This is a genomic window from Uliginosibacterium sangjuense (assembly GCF_059132465.1).
In genome coordinates, this window is sequence record NZ_CP101132.1 from 3,276,708 (window position 1) to 3,290,418 (window position 13,711).

Genomic DNA, 13,711 nt, shown 5'->3' on the forward strand with positions numbered 1-13,711 from the left:
GGTGTGCAACGCAATGACGATTGTTCTAGCGCATCACTGGAAACCGGTGATGTCGGACTCGCTCACGTCGCAGGTGGGGGTGTTGAAGAACAGGCCGATCTCGCTGGCGCTGCCGCTGCCCTTCTCAACACCGTTGTACTCCATGCAGATCTCGGTGCCGTTGTCCGGCGGGCTCCACTTGTAGATGCGCATGTTGCGGATCGTGGCCTTGTCGCCGTAGTTGCGGTTCACGCCCGCCACCATGCCGCTGGAGCCATTCATCTGCACGTTGTTAACCTTCAGATAGCGCGGACCGCCGTTGCCGGTGCAGTCGCCGCAGGAGCGGTACAGCTTGCCGACGCGGCCGAAGGTCTGGAAGTTTTCGATGAAGATCGTGCTGCCGCCGGGAATGACCGAGTTGTGCTGGAACACCTTGTCGTCGGCGTTGGTTGCCGAGCCGCCGGAGATGGTCAGCGAGATGCCCTTGTCCTTGAGCGTCGCGGCGTCCTCGCACACGTCTTCCCACACCGTGTTCTCGATGCGGCAGTGACCTTCCGTGCAATGGATGCCATCGGCCGCATTCTTGTTGATGCGCACATTGCGGATCGTGGCGTTGCGCAGCGTGTAGACCGGCTGCTGGGTCTCGCTGCCGCCGGCGCAGGCCGTGCCGACCGTGATGCCGCCGCAGTCGATCGTGGTATTCACGAACACGTTGCCCGGTGCGCAGGCCTGGCCGCTATCGGCCACCGCGTAGACCTGGAACTCCAGGATGTTCGGCTTACCCGCCTGCACCGCCGCGAAGAACACGCGCACGGCGGTCGTGCTGACCAGCGCGAAGTCGTGGCCCTTGTTGGCGCGGATGGTGGTGCCCGTGGACACCGTGGTCCAGTTGCCGCCCTGCAGCACCTGGATCTCGTGGCTGGACACGCCCTCACCCGCCTCGCTCAACACCACGCGGCCGATCTGGCGCGCGCTGGGGAAGCTCACCTGCAGCCAGTTGCCGGCCACGTTGGAGCCGGCGACCCACTTGGTCGCAAAGTTGGCATCCACGGCCTGGGCCGCGGTCTGGGTCGCGCTGGCCTGGTTGGAGGCGGTCGCCGTGCCGCTTGCCGCCACATTGGTCAGCACGAAGCCACCACCGCTCGACGAACCGGAGCTGGAGCTCGAACCCGTGCCGGACGAGCTGCTGCTGGACGACGAGCTACTGGAGCTGCTGGAGCTGCTCGACGAAGAAGAGCTACTCGACGAGCTGCTGGACGACGAACTCGACGAGCTGCTCGACGAACTGGAGGAGGAGCTGCTGGACGATGAGCTGCTCGATGAACTCGATGAGGAGCTGCTCGACGAGGAAGTGCCGGACGGCACCGAGCACTCATTGACCCCGCCCGCCACGCGCGTGCCGGCGCCGAAGGTAGCCTCGGAGCAGACGAAGCTGCCGCTCAGGGACTTGAAGGTGAACTTGTCGGCGCGGCCAAAAGCCACATTGGTAGTCGTGGCCACCGAACAAGTCTTGTTTTCGGAACAGATCGTCGTATAGCCGACGGGGCGATTGGCGGCCGAGGCGTGCCCGGCCATTGCTAGGGCAAAGGCGCCCAGCAACAGGTGCTTCAAGGTCATGACTGTCTCCAGAGATTTATGCGTGGCTGTTGCGCCACGTGCCATTTATTGCTTTGCCGACGGTCGCTGGAACCGCCGCACGCTGCTGCAGTGTCCCTGCAAGTCGGCCTGATCAAGCTAGCAGAGTCGTGACATAAAGCAAGTTGCGTAGCCGAAAGCCGCTCGGGGAAACAGAGCATTGCAGTCGGGAAGGGCGCTAACTTGCTAGTATTGCGGTTTTTTTACGATCGAGCCGCCACCATGTTTGGACGCTTCATGCCCCGCGAGGGCAGATTCTTCGAGTACTTCAACGCCCACGCCGAGCAAGTCGTCCTGGCCGCCCGCGAACTGGTGGAGCTGATGGCCAACATCGACAACGCGGCCGCCCGCATTGAGCGCATCGACCAGCTCGAGACCAATGCAGACAAGATCAATCACGATGCCGTGGCCTTGTTGCACCAGACTTTCATTACGCCCTTCGACCGTGACGCCATCCACGGCCTGCTGTCGAACATGGATGACATCGTCGACTCCATCCAGGACGTCGCCGAAGCCATCTCGCTCTACCATCTGCGCCGTCTGACGCCCGACGCCAAGCAACTGGCCGACCTGTCGCTGTCCGCCTGCGAGCGCGTCAAGCATGCCGTGGCGCTGATCAAGGACATGGACCATGCCCAGGGCATCCTGCAGACCTGTCGTGAAATCGAACGCCTCGAATCCGACTGCGACCGCGTGATGCGCAGCGCCTTGTCGCGCGTGTTCCGCGATGAACGCGACCCGCTGCAGGTCATCAAGATGAAGGCGATCTACGAGGGCCTGGAGAAGATCACCGACCACTGCGAAGACGTCGGCAAGATCCTCGAAGGCCTGGTGCTCGAACACTCCTGACCGCCCCATGGAAACCGTACAAATCAGCATGCTGGCCATCGTGTGCCTGGTCATGCTCGCGCTGGCCTTCGACTTCCTGAATGGCTTTCACGATGCAGCCAACTCGATCGCCACCGTCGTCTCGACCGGCGTGCTCAAGCCCCATCAGGCCGTTGCATGGGCGGCCACCTTCAACTTCATCGCCCTCTTCGTGTTCCACCTCAAGGTGGCGGCGACCGTTGGCAAAGGCATCGTCGATCCGCTGGCCATCGACCACTACGTGATCTTTGGCGCCCTGGTCGGAGCGATCGCCTGGAACATCATCACCTGGTACTTCGGCATTCCGTCCAGTTCCTCGCACGCCCTGATCGGCGGCATCGTCGGCGCCACCATCGCCAAGGCCGGTACGGGTCCGCTGATCTGGGCCGGGATACTGAAGACGGTCGCCTTCATCCTGATCTCGCCGCTGCTGGGCCTGCTGCTTGGCTCATTGCTGATGCTCGCGGTGTCATGGATGTTCTTCCACGCCTCGCCTGCACGCGTCGACTCCTGGTTCCGCCGCCTGCAACTGGTATCCGCCGGCCTCTACAGCCTGGGCCACGGTGGCAACGACGCGCAGAAAACCATCGGCATCATCTGGCTGCTGTTGATCGCGGCGGGCATCACGCCTGCCGGGGGGGACGTGCCCTACTGGGTGGTGGTGGTCTGCTACGTGGCGATCGGCCTGGGCACCCTGTTCGGCGGCTGGCGCATCGTCAAGACCATGGGCCAGGGCATCACCAAGCTCAAGCCCGTGGGCGGCTTCTGTGCCGAGACGGGTGGCGCCATCGCGCTGTTCTCGGCCACCGCGCTGGGCGTGCCGGTGTCGACGACGCACACGATCACCGGCGCCATCGTCGGTGTCGGCTCCTCGCAACGCTTCTCGGCAGTGCGCTGGGGCCTGGCGGGCAACATCGTGTGGGCCTGGGTGCTGACCATCCCCTGCAGCGCCTTGATCGCCGCTATCGCCTGGTGGCTGGGACGCGTGATCTTCTGATCACTGTCCTGTCACGGTGGTCACCCCAAAGGCCGGCATTCGCCGGCCTTTTTTCTTGTCACGCCCGCTCGACCACCCATAGAGGACAAATAGAGGACAAAAAAAACCACATCGGGCAAGGCCGGATGTGGCTTAACTGGGACTATCAGCGAACAGTGAAGCAAGGGCCCGCCCATGGAATGGGCGAAGCCAGAGGACCACACAGTCATTCGAGCGGGCGGGCCCTGTTGAGGCACGCCCCAAAGACTGTACAGTCCGAAGCCACACTCTAGGCGAAAACAGGGGGAAAGCAAATAGCGTTTATCCCAACTACTGTCCACTTTGGATGCACACTGATAAAAGCATCACGAACATCAAATCCGAGGCGCAAAAAAACCACGCCGGGCGCGAGCCAGGCGTGGCGAAGGGGACTCTCAGCGAACAGGAAAACAACCTGCTGCTGATCTTGCCTAGGACAAGCTTTTACTTGGCGGCACCCGTGCCGGTATTGCGGTACTCGCCGAGGTAGGGGTCGCTGCTGCTGCCATAGTTGACCGGCTGGGAGCTGCTCCAGTCCTTCCACGGCGCGGCGCTACGGATGTGGCTGCCGATGTTGGCGTTGCGGATGATCATGCGGCCGATCGGACTGGAGCCGCTGCTCTGCGGCCACTGGCGCGCGAAGTAGACCGAGTTGCTGCCGCCAGTGGTGGTGAAGGCGCCGCCCACGAACAGGAAGCCGTAGGGATTGGCCTTCTCGGTGCTGGGCGCGCCGATGGCGCCGTCGCTCTTGCGCGCGTTCGTATAGCGCACCTCGCAGCCGTCGAACACCGCGGTGCCGTTGCCGAAGATGAAGTCGGTATCGCCCTCGATGTAGCTGTTGCGCACATAGGTCCGCGTGAAGCTGGTGCTGCTGGCGGAAGCGAGCCACAAGGTGTCCTGGTTGCCCACCAGGCGCACGCTGTCGAGGGTCACCTGGTCACCACCGTTGTTGTACAGCGCGACAGCCTGGTGCTGGCCGTTGGCGGCCGAGTTGTTCTCGCCGTAGGTGTTGGTGACACCAATGTTCTTCGCCACGAAGCCCGTCGCTCCCACCAACACCACCGCCGCGGTGCAGCTCGTGCCGATCGCGCTGCTGCCCTTGCCCACGCAGTTGTTGTAGTAACTCTGCACGGCGGAGGGTGCGGCGGAGCCGAAATCGGCGGCGTTCACGATGGCCTTGTACTGGGTGCCGGTCATCGCGTAGTTGGCACCGAGCTGCAGCACGGTGCTGGTGTTGCTGGCGCCATACAGCGTGATCGGGGTGCCGGCGGGAATCACCACCAGCCCGGTGTAGGTGCCCGCTGCAACCTGGATGTAGCGGCGCGTCGAACCGCCTGCCTTGATCGCCGCATTCACGGCGGACTGCACGGTCTTGTAGGTCCCGCTACTGCTGACCACATAGTCCGGCGTTCCCGGCAAAGTGATGCTGCTGTTCTGCGGCGCCCAGGAACCCAGGTAGTTCGCAATCGTGTGCTTGGCCGCGACGGCGTCGGAAAGCTGCGGGCGGGTGGCCGTGGAAGTGGCGCCACCGCTGCTCGATGAGCTGCTGCTGGACGAACTGCTCGACGAAGAACTGGAGCTGCTGGAAGACGAACTGCTGCTGGACGACGAGCTGGAAGAGGAACTGCTCGAACTGCTGGAGCTGGATGAGGAAGAAGACGAGCTGCTCGACGACGAGCTGACGGTCGGGCCGACCGAGCACCAGGCCGATGTCGTGTAGCTGTTGCTCGGGAAGGCCGAACCGATACAGGCGAAATTGCCCGTCTTGGTGGCATAAACGAAGGAACCCGATTTGCCCAGGGCAACGGTGTGCGTGCCTGACATTGAGCAGGTCGCGCCAGTGTTCTGGGCGCACTTCGTGTAGCCGGACGGATAGTCGGTGGCCGCCTGGGCGCTGCCCGCAAGGGCGAGCGCAGCCAGGGCGGCGATCTGGGTGTAACGCATGGACGATGTCTCCTCGAATGATCTGGTCTGTCGAGGAAGTGCCGGCTTGTTGCCGATCATGTCGGGCTACGTGATGCCGTGCCCTGCCTCCCCGCAGCGCCGGCGGCTATGGCCGGCGACTGCAGTCTAGGTGGCGTGTGACGGGAGACAATGTGTCATTGAGCGCACGGACTGTGCGCTATTACTGCACAGTTTTCTCTGTGCCTATCAAAACAAGGGCTTGCTTGGGAAACCACCAGACCACCCGAAAGCGGCCCATCCGCCGGGCGGTTTAGCCCATCAAGCCGACTGCAGCGCGTACATCGCCCCGAAACGGGACAGGGGGTCGCGGCTCAGGGCGTGGAAGTCGCCCTCCTCCACCAATTGTCCGCGTTCAAAGACCAATACCCGATCCGCCTCCTTCAGGGTGCTGATGCGGTGAGCCACGATGATCATCGTGCGCCCCTCCGCGAACGCGCCCATCAGCCCCGTCATCACCGCATGCTCGGTGGCCGAGTCGAGCGCCGAGGTGGCCTCGTCGAGCAGCAGGATGGGCGCATTGCGGCAGATCGCGCGCGCAATGCCCACACGCTGGCGCTCGCCACCCGACAAGGCATAGCCGCGCTCACCCACCGAGGTCTCCAAGCCTTCCGGCAGACGCGCAATGAGGTCCTGGAGGCAGGCGATCTCGCAGGCCTGGGCCAGCAGGGCGGGCTCGACCTCGCGCATCATCGTGATGTTCTCCTTCAGCGAGAAGTTGAACAGCTCGGTCTCCTGCAACACCACGGCCACGTTGGCGGTCAGCGCCTCGTGGCGGATTTCCGCCACCGGTGTGCCGCCGATGGCCAGGCTGCCGCGCTCCAGGTGATAGAGCCCCAGCAGCAGCTTGATCAACGTGGACTTGCCCGAGCCCGAGGGACCGGCGATGCCGATGATCTGCCCGCGCGACACGCTCAGGTTCAGCGGACCCACGGCCGGCTTGTCGCCGTAGCGGAACACCGCATCCTGGATATCCAGCGTCTGCCAGTCGGCGGGGAAAGGGCGCTCCCCCTTGGACAGGCTGTTGTCGCTCCAGAACAGCGGCATCATCCGCCCCAGGTTGGACTTGCGCTCGATCATGAGCTGGATGCGATCGGTGAACTCCACCGAGGCATCGCGCAGCTTGTCGAAGTAGACCGCATAGGTCAGGAAGAAGCCGGCCGCCAACTCGCCCTGCATGACCATGTAGCCGATCACGAACACGTAGAAGCCCCAGGACAGGGCGTTGTGGAACTGGAAGCACATCCACTTGGTGTTCGACAGGCGCAGGCGCTGGTAGGCCAGTTCGCGCGCCAGGGCCTCGCGCTGCTCGATGTTGCTGGTCATGCCGCCGGCCGCGCCCATGGCCTTCACGGCGAGGATGTTGGAAGCGCTCTCGACGAAGGTCCCGCTGGCGTTCTCCAGCGATTTGTTGATGCGGTCCGACAGCTTCGAGATGCGGTAGTCGAAGAAGAACTCGGTGCCCAGCAACACGCCAAGGTAATACACGAAGAACAGGGCGAAGGCGGGGTGCAGCAGCAGGCAGGCTGTCAGCGAACCGACGAAGGCCACCGCGGCGGGGAACAGGTTGTTGACGATGTCGCCGCTCCATTCGCGCACTGCCTCGGCGCCGGTCAGGATGCGCTGCGCCTTGTTGCCGGTGCTCTCCTGCTGGTGCCAGGCAAGCGAGAAGTCGAGCAGGCGCTCGAAGCCCCACACCTTGGCGCGGTAGCGCGCGTTGAGGCTGATCCGCCCCAGGATGCGCTTGCTCGACAGGCGCACCAGCGACACCAGCGCATGACTGGCCGCCAGGATCAGCACCAGCCATACCAGCGGCATGGCCGAGGGTTTGACCGTGGCCTGCGTGTAGTCGATCAGGAAGTTGGCGGCGCGGCCGATCAGGTAGGGTGGCACCATCACATAGGACAGCGCGACCACCAGCACCCCGGTGAAACAGAGGTAGCGCCAGCGTTCATGGTCGAGGAAGAACCAGATCGCACGCGGCACATCGAGAAAGGAAAAGCGCTCCCCGTCACGGGACTGGTTCATGGGCTTTCGCTCCGGTCACGGCCTTGCAGGATGACAGCACCAAACGAGTGGGTGGCCATGGCTGCGGACCGCCCCATCGGGGAAGGACATTTTACGCTGGCGCCCGTTCGCCCACGTTGATCGGAATTGCTGTGGCGCAAGAATGAATTCGCGCGGGTGCCCTGCTACCATCCGGCGCGCCCATTCTCCACGCCGCGTCCTATCCGGAGCCATTCTTCATGAAGTCGCTGTTGAGCTGGCGCTTCGCCAGCAACTACCTGAGCACCATGCTGTTCGCGATCGCCGCCTACTGGGTGTGCTTCGAACTGAGCAACTTCCACAAGGGCATGCTGGGCGCCCATCTGTTCTTCCCCCCCGACGGCATCCCGGTGCGCACGGCCAGTTGGCTGCACGACCTCTTCTCGGATCAGCCGGTGTTGTGGGCGTACGAGGGCTTCATGCTGACCGCGCAGCGTCTGTTCCTCCTGCTGATCGTCATCTACGGCCTTGCGCTGATCCCCTTCTACCGCCGCTACCCGTGGCTGCATGCCAAGGCCTACGTGTTCCTGCGTGGCGTGTGGCTGGGCCTGGCCCGCCCGGCCGATCCGGAGAAGCAACGCCGCAAGGGCGGCAAGCCACGCCCCGCGCGCCTGCGTCACATCGTCAAGAAGAAGCTGTCACCCAAGACGCGTCAGGCCGGACTGGCCATGCTGCTGAAGTTCTTCTTCGCTCCACTGATGATCAACTGGTGCCTGGGTCATGTGATCGACATGGGGCAGAACGTCGAACTGACCTGGAACAATTTCCGCGACGGCATGGTGGGCCGCGTGCTGTTCGACAACGGCCTGTTCTGGGCCTGCTTCCAGTTGATCCTGTTCATCGACACCCTGCTGTTCACCCTGGGCTACATCATCGAGACACCGGCCCTGAAGAATCGCATCGTGTCGGTCGAGCCCACCTTCATCGGCTGGTTCGTGTGCCTGGCCTGCTACCCCCCGTTCAACGACTGCACCGGGCGTTTCTTCGAGTGGCAGAGCAACGACTTCCCGCACTTCCAGAACGACAACGTGCACCTGTTCTTCAATGTCTGCATCCTGGCATTGATGGGCGTCTACTCGTGGGCTTCGGTCGCCCTTGGCTTCAAGGCCAGCAACCTCACCAATCGCGGCATCGTGGCCCACGGCCCGTACCGCTTCGTCCGCCACCCTGCCTACGCGGCCAAGAACCTCGCCTGGTGGATCGGCGCCCTGCCGACCTTCTACATGGCCTTCGGCGGCGGTCTCAAGGGCGGCCTCTATGCCCTGGCGGCCACCTCGGCCTGGTCATTCATCTACTACATGCGCGCGCTGACTGAAGAGCAGCACCTGATGCGCGCCAACAACGGCTACCAGGAATACAAGGCTCGCGTGAAGCACCGCTTCATTCCGGGCCTGATCTGAGGCCATCCTGCGCGCCGGCTCCCCTTGCGGAGGCTGGCGCGGCTCGCCATTCAAGCCCGCTCCGGGCCTGCCGTAAATGTAGACGGCGCCTGGCCGCAGGCCGTCGATCGTGACAAAAGTCCGCGTCTGGCGCCGCTTTTAACACTTGTTGATGCCACCCTGACGCGGGCTGCCTGCGTCCCGGGTACATTGCCAACCGTGCCAAGCGAGCCGCCATGCCCTACGTCCGCCGATCTGCCGAAGGCCTTATCGTCGCCCTGCTGAACGAGCCGACTGCCGATGCGCAGGAGTTCCTGCCCGGCGCGCACCCCGAGGTATCGACCTTCGTGGGCGCCGACCTGTCCAGTGGGTTCAACGGTCTGGACTCGTCCTTCATCCGTGTGATGGAAGACTTGATCGACGTGCTGATCGAGAAAGGCGTCTTGCGCCTGACCGACCTGCCGCCCGAGGCGCAGAAGAAGCTGCTCGCACGCAAGGATTTGCGGCGCCGCCTCAAGGGGGCGCTCGACCTGCTGGGCGACCGTGACGTGATCTGACGACCTGCGCACCATGAGCGAAGCCCTCCACACGGCAGCCCCTCCCCGCCCGGCCACCGGCAACTGGCGCATCAACCCGCATGCCGCCCACATCGACCCCTTGCTCGAATGCCTGGTGCTGGTCAGTAAGCATCACGGCAACCCGACCACGGCCGAGGCGCTGGGCGCCGGCCTGCCCAAGGTCGACAACCACCTGCCGCCCTCCCAGCTCGCGCGTGCGGCGGGCCGCGCCGGCCTGTCGCTGCGCCTCGCGCGGCGCGCGCTGACGCAGATCGCGCCGCGCCAGCTCCCGGTGATCCTGTTGCTGCAGGACCAGCGCGCCTGCGTGCTGGTCGAGAAGCTCGACGACGGCCGGGTCCGCATCCAGGACCCGGAATCACCCGAGGCCGCGCACGAGATCGGCATCGAAGAGCTGGCGGCCGAATACACCGGCACGCTCGCCACCGTGCGGCCGCGCTTCCGCTTCGAGGCGCGCGCGCCCGGCACCGGCCGCATCCGTAGCGAGCACTGGTTCTGGAGCGCCATCTTCGCCAACTGGCGGCTATACCGCGACACCCTGCTGGGCGCGTTGCTGATCAACATCATCTCGCTCGCCATCCCGATGTATTCGATGAATGTGTACGACCGGGTGGTGCCCAATCGCGCGCTGGAGACGCTGTGGGTGCTGTCGATCGGCGCGCTGCTGATGCTCGTCTTCGATTTTGTGCTGCGCACGGTGCGCGCGCTGATCATTGATGCCGCCAGCAAGCGCGTCGACGTCCAGCTTTCCTCGCGCATCATGGAGCGCGTACTGGGCGTGCAGATGGCCGCGCGCCCCGCCTCGGTCGGCTCCTTCGCCGCCAACCTGCGCGCCTTCGAGGGGGTACGGGACTTCATCGCCTCGGCCACCGTCACCACCTTGATCGACCTGCCCTTCGTGCTGATCTTCCTGCTGGTGATGCTGTGGATCTCCCCCTGGATGATCGTGCCAGCGGTGATCGGCATGATCCTGGTCGTCACCGCCGCCTACTTCACCCAAGCGCGCATGCACGCGCTGACCGAAACCACCTACCGCGCCTCAGCGCAGCGCAACGCGGTGCTGATCGAGAGCATGGTGGGGCTGGAGACGATCAAGACACTATCCGCCGAGGGCAACTTCCAGCGTCGCTGGGAACAGGCCACCCGCTTCATCGCCCAGGTTGGCGCCGAGACGCGCCTGCTGTCCGCCTCCACCGTCAATTTCGCCCAGAGCGTGCAGCAGGGCGTCAACATCGTGACCATCATGGTCGGTGTCTACCTCCTGGGCGAAGGCGGCATCACCATGGGCGGCATCATCGCGGCCAGCATGCTGTCGGGCCGCGCACTGGCGCCACTGGGCCAGGTGGCCGGTCTGATGATGCAGTTCCACAATGCACGCACCGGACTGGACGCGGTCGACAACCAGATGAAGCTGCCGGTGGAGCGCCCGGACGACGCGCCCTTCGTACACCGCCCGCACATCCGCGGCGAGATCGAGTTCAAGGACGTCAGCTTCGCCTACCCGGGGCGCGACCAGAAAGCGCTGCGCCACGTCTCTTTCCGTGTCAAGGCGGGCGAGAAGGTGGGCGTGATCGGCCGCATCGGCTCCGGCAAGAGCACGCTGGAAAAGCTGATCCTCGGCTTATACACGCCAGACGAAGGCGCCGTGCTGGTCGACAGCGTGGACGCGCGCCAGATCGACCCGGCCGAACTGCGCCGCGCGATCGGTTTCGTGCCACAGGACGTGAGTCTGTTCTACGGCAGCCTCAAGCAGAACCTCACCCTCGGCGCCCCCTTCGCCGATGACAACGCCATCCTGAACGCAGCCGAAGTGGCCGGCGTCAGCGACTTCGCCAACACGCATCCGCAGGGCTTCGACATGGCCATCGGCGAGCGCGGCGAGTCGCTCTCCGGCGGCCAACGCCAGGCGGTGGGCATCGCCCGTGCGCTGATCGGCGATCCCCCCATCCTGCTGCTGGACGAACCGAGTTCCAGCATGGACCACCAGAGCGAGGAGCAATTCAAGCAACGGCTGCGCACGTATGCCGCGGGCAAGACCGTGTTGCTGGTAACCCACCGCACCTCGCTGCTCGACCTGGTGGACCGCCTGATCGTGATCGACAACGGCAGCATCGTCGCCGACGGCCCCAAGGCGCAGGTGGTCGAAGCCTTGCAGCACGGCCGCATCGGCCGCGCCAACTGAGGAGGCAGCGATGGCAACCGGCAAACGCCTCTCCGAACTGCTGCGCATGCTGCGCCGCCAGATTGATCGCCCCAACCCCGCCGACGACGCCGACTTCGCGGCCGACGCGGACTGGGCCATCGATGAACAGACGCCGCGCGGCGCCCGCCTGATCGTGTGGATCTCCGGCCTCACCTTGCTGGTCCTGATCGTATGGGCTGCGCTGGCGCAACTCGATGAAGTGGCACGCGGCGAAGGCAAGGTGATCCCCTCGCGCCAGTTGCAGGTGATCCAGAGCCTGGATGGCGGCATCGTGCAGGAGATCCTGGTGCGCGAAGGTCAGCAGGTGAACGCCGGCGACCTGCTGCTGCGCATCGACCCGACTCGCTTCCAGAGTTCGTTGAAGGAAAACCGCGCGGAGTACCTGTCCCTGCTGGCCAAGGCTGCGCGTCTGCGCGCCATCGCCGAAGGCAAGCCCTTCGAACCGCCAGCCGAGGTAGTCACCGAGGAACCCGAGCTGGTGCAGGAGGAACGCGCGCTGTACGAGTCCAAGCGCGCCGAACTGGACGCGGTGGTGGGCGGCGCGCGCCAGCAGCTATCGCAACGCCAGCAGGAACTCAACGAAGTGCGCGCGCGCCGCCTGCAGGCCTCGCAGAGCCTGGACCTGACCCAGACCGAGCTGGACAAGACACGCCCCCTGATGCGCACCGGCGCCGTCTCCGAGGTCGAGCTGCTGCGCCTGGAACGCGACATCGCCCGCTTCCGCGGCGACCGCGACCAGGCGGCGGCGCAGATCCCCCGCATCGAGGCCTCGATCAATGAGGCGCAGCGCAAGATCCAGGAGGTGGAACTCAACTTCCGCAACCTCGCGCGCTCCGAACTCTCCGAGACCAACGCCAAGCTCTCCAAGCTGTCCGAGGGCAGCGTCGCGCTGGCCGACCGGGTGAAACAGTCGGACATCCGCTCGCCGGTCAAGGGCACCATCAAGCAGTTGCTCGTCAACACCGTGGGTGGTGTGGTTCAGCCAGCCAAGGACATCGTGGAAATCGTACCGAGCGACGACGCCCTGCTGCTGGAAGCCCGCATCCTGCCGCGCGACATCGCCTTCCTGCGCCCCGGCCAGAAGGCCTTGGTCAAGTTCACCGCCTACGACTTCTCGGTCTATGGCGGGCTGGAGGCCACGCTGGAACACATCGGCGCCGACACCATCACCGACGACAAGGGCAACGCCTTCTACATCGTGCGGGTGCGTACCACGCGCAGCGGCCTGGGTGAGGACGCCAAGCTGCCCATCATTCCCGGCATGGTGGCGGAGGTCGACATCCTGACCGGCAAGAAGTCCATCCTCAGCTACATCATGAAGCCCGTGCTGCGTGCGCACGCGCAGGCGATGACGGAGCGTTGAGCGCATGAACCGTCGCACCTGTTCGCTGCTGACCGCCGATGAAAGCGTGTTCGCGCATTGCCGCGAACTGGGCGAACAATGGGCCGTGCTGCGCCTGGCACGCTTCAGCGACCTGCAGAGCCTGCCCGCCGGCGAACTGGTGCTGATCGACGCCGGCCACCCCGAAGCACCGGACTTCTCCGCCGCAGTGTGGCAGGAATGGAGCCACCGCCTGCGCCTGCTGGTACTCAGCAGCGAACCCACCGACGACGAGGGCCTGGCCGCGCTGGACGCCGGGGCCTCGGGCTACTGCCACCTCTATGCCTCGCCGCTGACGCTGCGTAATGCGCTGGACGTGGTGGCCAGCGGCGAGCTGTGGGTCGGCCGCGCCTTGATGACCCGCCTTCTGCGCAGCGTGGGCCGCACCAGCCGCCCCGCACCGGACGCCTGGAGCCACAACCTCACCGAGCGCGAGCGCGAAGTCGCGCGCCGCGCCGCGCAGGGCGACAGCAACCTCGCCATCGCCGATGCGCTGGGCATCACCGAGCGCACCGTCAAGGCCCACCTCAGCGCCATCTTCGAAAAGCTCAACGTCACCGACCGCCTGCAGCTCGCCCTGCGGGTGCATGGCATCAAGGCCTGAGCCTGCGACGGCGCCAGCCGTCCGCCCCGCTGCGGCCCGTTCTTCCCTGCAAGGCAGCACGCCGC

General features: G+C 64.9%; 10 protein-coding genes. 7 read left to right on the forward strand and 3 right to left on the reverse strand.

Annotated elements, in window-relative coordinates:
* Positions 1 to 33: 33 nt before the first annotated feature.
* The gene (locus tag NMB43_RS15005) at positions 34 to 1,596 is read right to left on the reverse strand and encodes a pectate lyase (protein ID WP_494348970.1); all 1,563 of its coding nucleotides are present in this window, start codon (positions 1,594 to 1,596) and stop codon (positions 34 to 36) included.
* A gap of 240 nt (positions 1,597 to 1,836) precedes the next feature.
* Between NMB43_RS15005 and NMB43_RS15010 the strand changes: the two genes are divergently transcribed.
* Entirely contained in the window at positions 1,837 to 2,463 is a 627-nt protein-coding gene (locus tag NMB43_RS15010) for a DUF47 domain-containing protein (protein WP_494348971.1), read from the forward strand.
* A gap of 7 nt (positions 2,464 to 2,470) precedes the next feature.
* Positions 2,471 to 3,478: an inorganic phosphate transporter gene (locus NMB43_RS15015; protein ID WP_494348972.1), complete on the forward strand. Its 1,008-nt coding sequence runs from the start codon at positions 2,471 to 2,473 to the stop codon at positions 3,476 to 3,478.
* Between the two features lie 462 nt (positions 3,479 to 3,940).
* Here NMB43_RS15015 and NMB43_RS15020 read toward each other — a convergent pair whose 3' ends face one another.
* Complete coding sequence (locus NMB43_RS15020; RefSeq protein ID WP_494348973.1) at positions 3,941 to 5,440, reverse strand: pectinesterase family protein; 1,500 nt, start codon at positions 5,438 to 5,440, stop codon at positions 3,941 to 3,943.
* A gap of 279 nt (positions 5,441 to 5,719) precedes the next feature.
* Positions 5,720 to 7,486, reverse strand: a complete 1,767-nt coding sequence (locus tag NMB43_RS15025) for an ABC transporter ATP-binding protein (RefSeq protein WP_494348974.1) — start codon at positions 7,484 to 7,486, stop codon at positions 5,720 to 5,722.
* Positions 7,487 to 7,704: 218 nt separating this feature from the next.
* Between NMB43_RS15025 and NMB43_RS15030 the strand changes: the two genes are divergently transcribed.
* The 5 genes from NMB43_RS15030 (at position 7,705) to NMB43_RS15050 (ending at position 13,646) form a co-directional block, all read left to right on the forward strand.
* Positions 7,705 to 8,904 (forward strand): methyltransferase family protein, encoded by a 1,200-nt coding sequence (locus tag NMB43_RS15030; RefSeq protein WP_494348975.1) that lies wholly within the window; start codon positions 7,705 to 7,707, stop codon positions 8,902 to 8,904.
* 215 nt (positions 8,905 to 9,119) lie between these two features.
* A complete protein-coding gene (locus NMB43_RS15035; RefSeq protein ID WP_494348976.1) occupies positions 9,120 to 9,440 on the forward strand; it encodes a hypothetical protein in 321 nt (106 codons plus the stop codon).
* Positions 9,441 to 9,453: 13 nt separating this feature from the next.
* Complete coding sequence (locus NMB43_RS15040; RefSeq protein WP_494348977.1) at positions 9,454 to 11,640, forward strand: type I secretion system permease/ATPase; 2,187 nt, start codon at positions 9,454 to 9,456, stop codon at positions 11,638 to 11,640.
* 10 nt (positions 11,641 to 11,650) lie between these two features.
* Positions 11,651 to 13,024 carry an HlyD family type I secretion periplasmic adaptor subunit gene (locus NMB43_RS15045; protein WP_494348978.1) on the forward strand — a complete coding sequence of 458 codons (1,374 nt, stop codon included), beginning with the start codon at positions 11,651 to 11,653 and terminating at the stop codon, positions 13,022 to 13,024.
* Positions 13,025 to 13,028: 4 nt separating this feature from the next.
* Entirely contained in the window at positions 13,029 to 13,646 is a 618-nt protein-coding gene (locus tag NMB43_RS15050; protein WP_494348979.1) for a LuxR C-terminal-related transcriptional regulator, read from the forward strand.
* The last annotated feature ends 65 nt before the right edge of the window (positions 13,647 to 13,711 follow it).

Coding starts and splice junctions, on each gene's coding strand:
- NMB43_RS15005 (WP_494348970.1), bottom strand. CDS start 1,596: ATGACCTTGAAGCACCTGTTGCTGGGCGCCTTTGCCCTAGCAATGGCC.
- NMB43_RS15030 (WP_494348975.1), top strand. CDS start 7,705: ATGAAGTCGCTGTTGAGCTGGCGCTTCGCCAGCAACTACCTGAGCACC.
- NMB43_RS15040 (WP_494348977.1), top strand. CDS start 9,454: ATGAGCGAAGCCCTCCACACGGCAGCCCCTCCCCGCCCGGCCACCGGC.
- NMB43_RS15025 (WP_494348974.1), bottom strand. CDS start 7,486: ATGAACCAGTCCCGTGACGGGGAGCGCTTTTCCTTTCTCGATGTGCCG.
- NMB43_RS15050 (WP_494348979.1), top strand. CDS start 13,029: ATGAACCGTCGCACCTGTTCGCTGCTGACCGCCGATGAAAGCGTGTTC.
- NMB43_RS15020 (WP_494348973.1), bottom strand. CDS start 5,440: ATGCGTTACACCCAGATCGCCGCCCTGGCTGCGCTCGCCCTTGCGGGC.
- NMB43_RS15045 (WP_494348978.1), top strand. CDS start 11,651: ATGGCAACCGGCAAACGCCTCTCCGAACTGCTGCGCATGCTGCGCCGC.
- NMB43_RS15010 (WP_494348971.1), top strand. CDS start 1,837: ATGTTTGGACGCTTCATGCCCCGCGAGGGCAGATTCTTCGAGTACTTC.
- NMB43_RS15015 (WP_494348972.1), top strand. CDS start 2,471: ATGGAAACCGTACAAATCAGCATGCTGGCCATCGTGTGCCTGGTCATG.
- NMB43_RS15035 (WP_494348976.1), top strand. CDS start 9,120: ATGCCCTACGTCCGCCGATCTGCCGAAGGCCTTATCGTCGCCCTGCTG.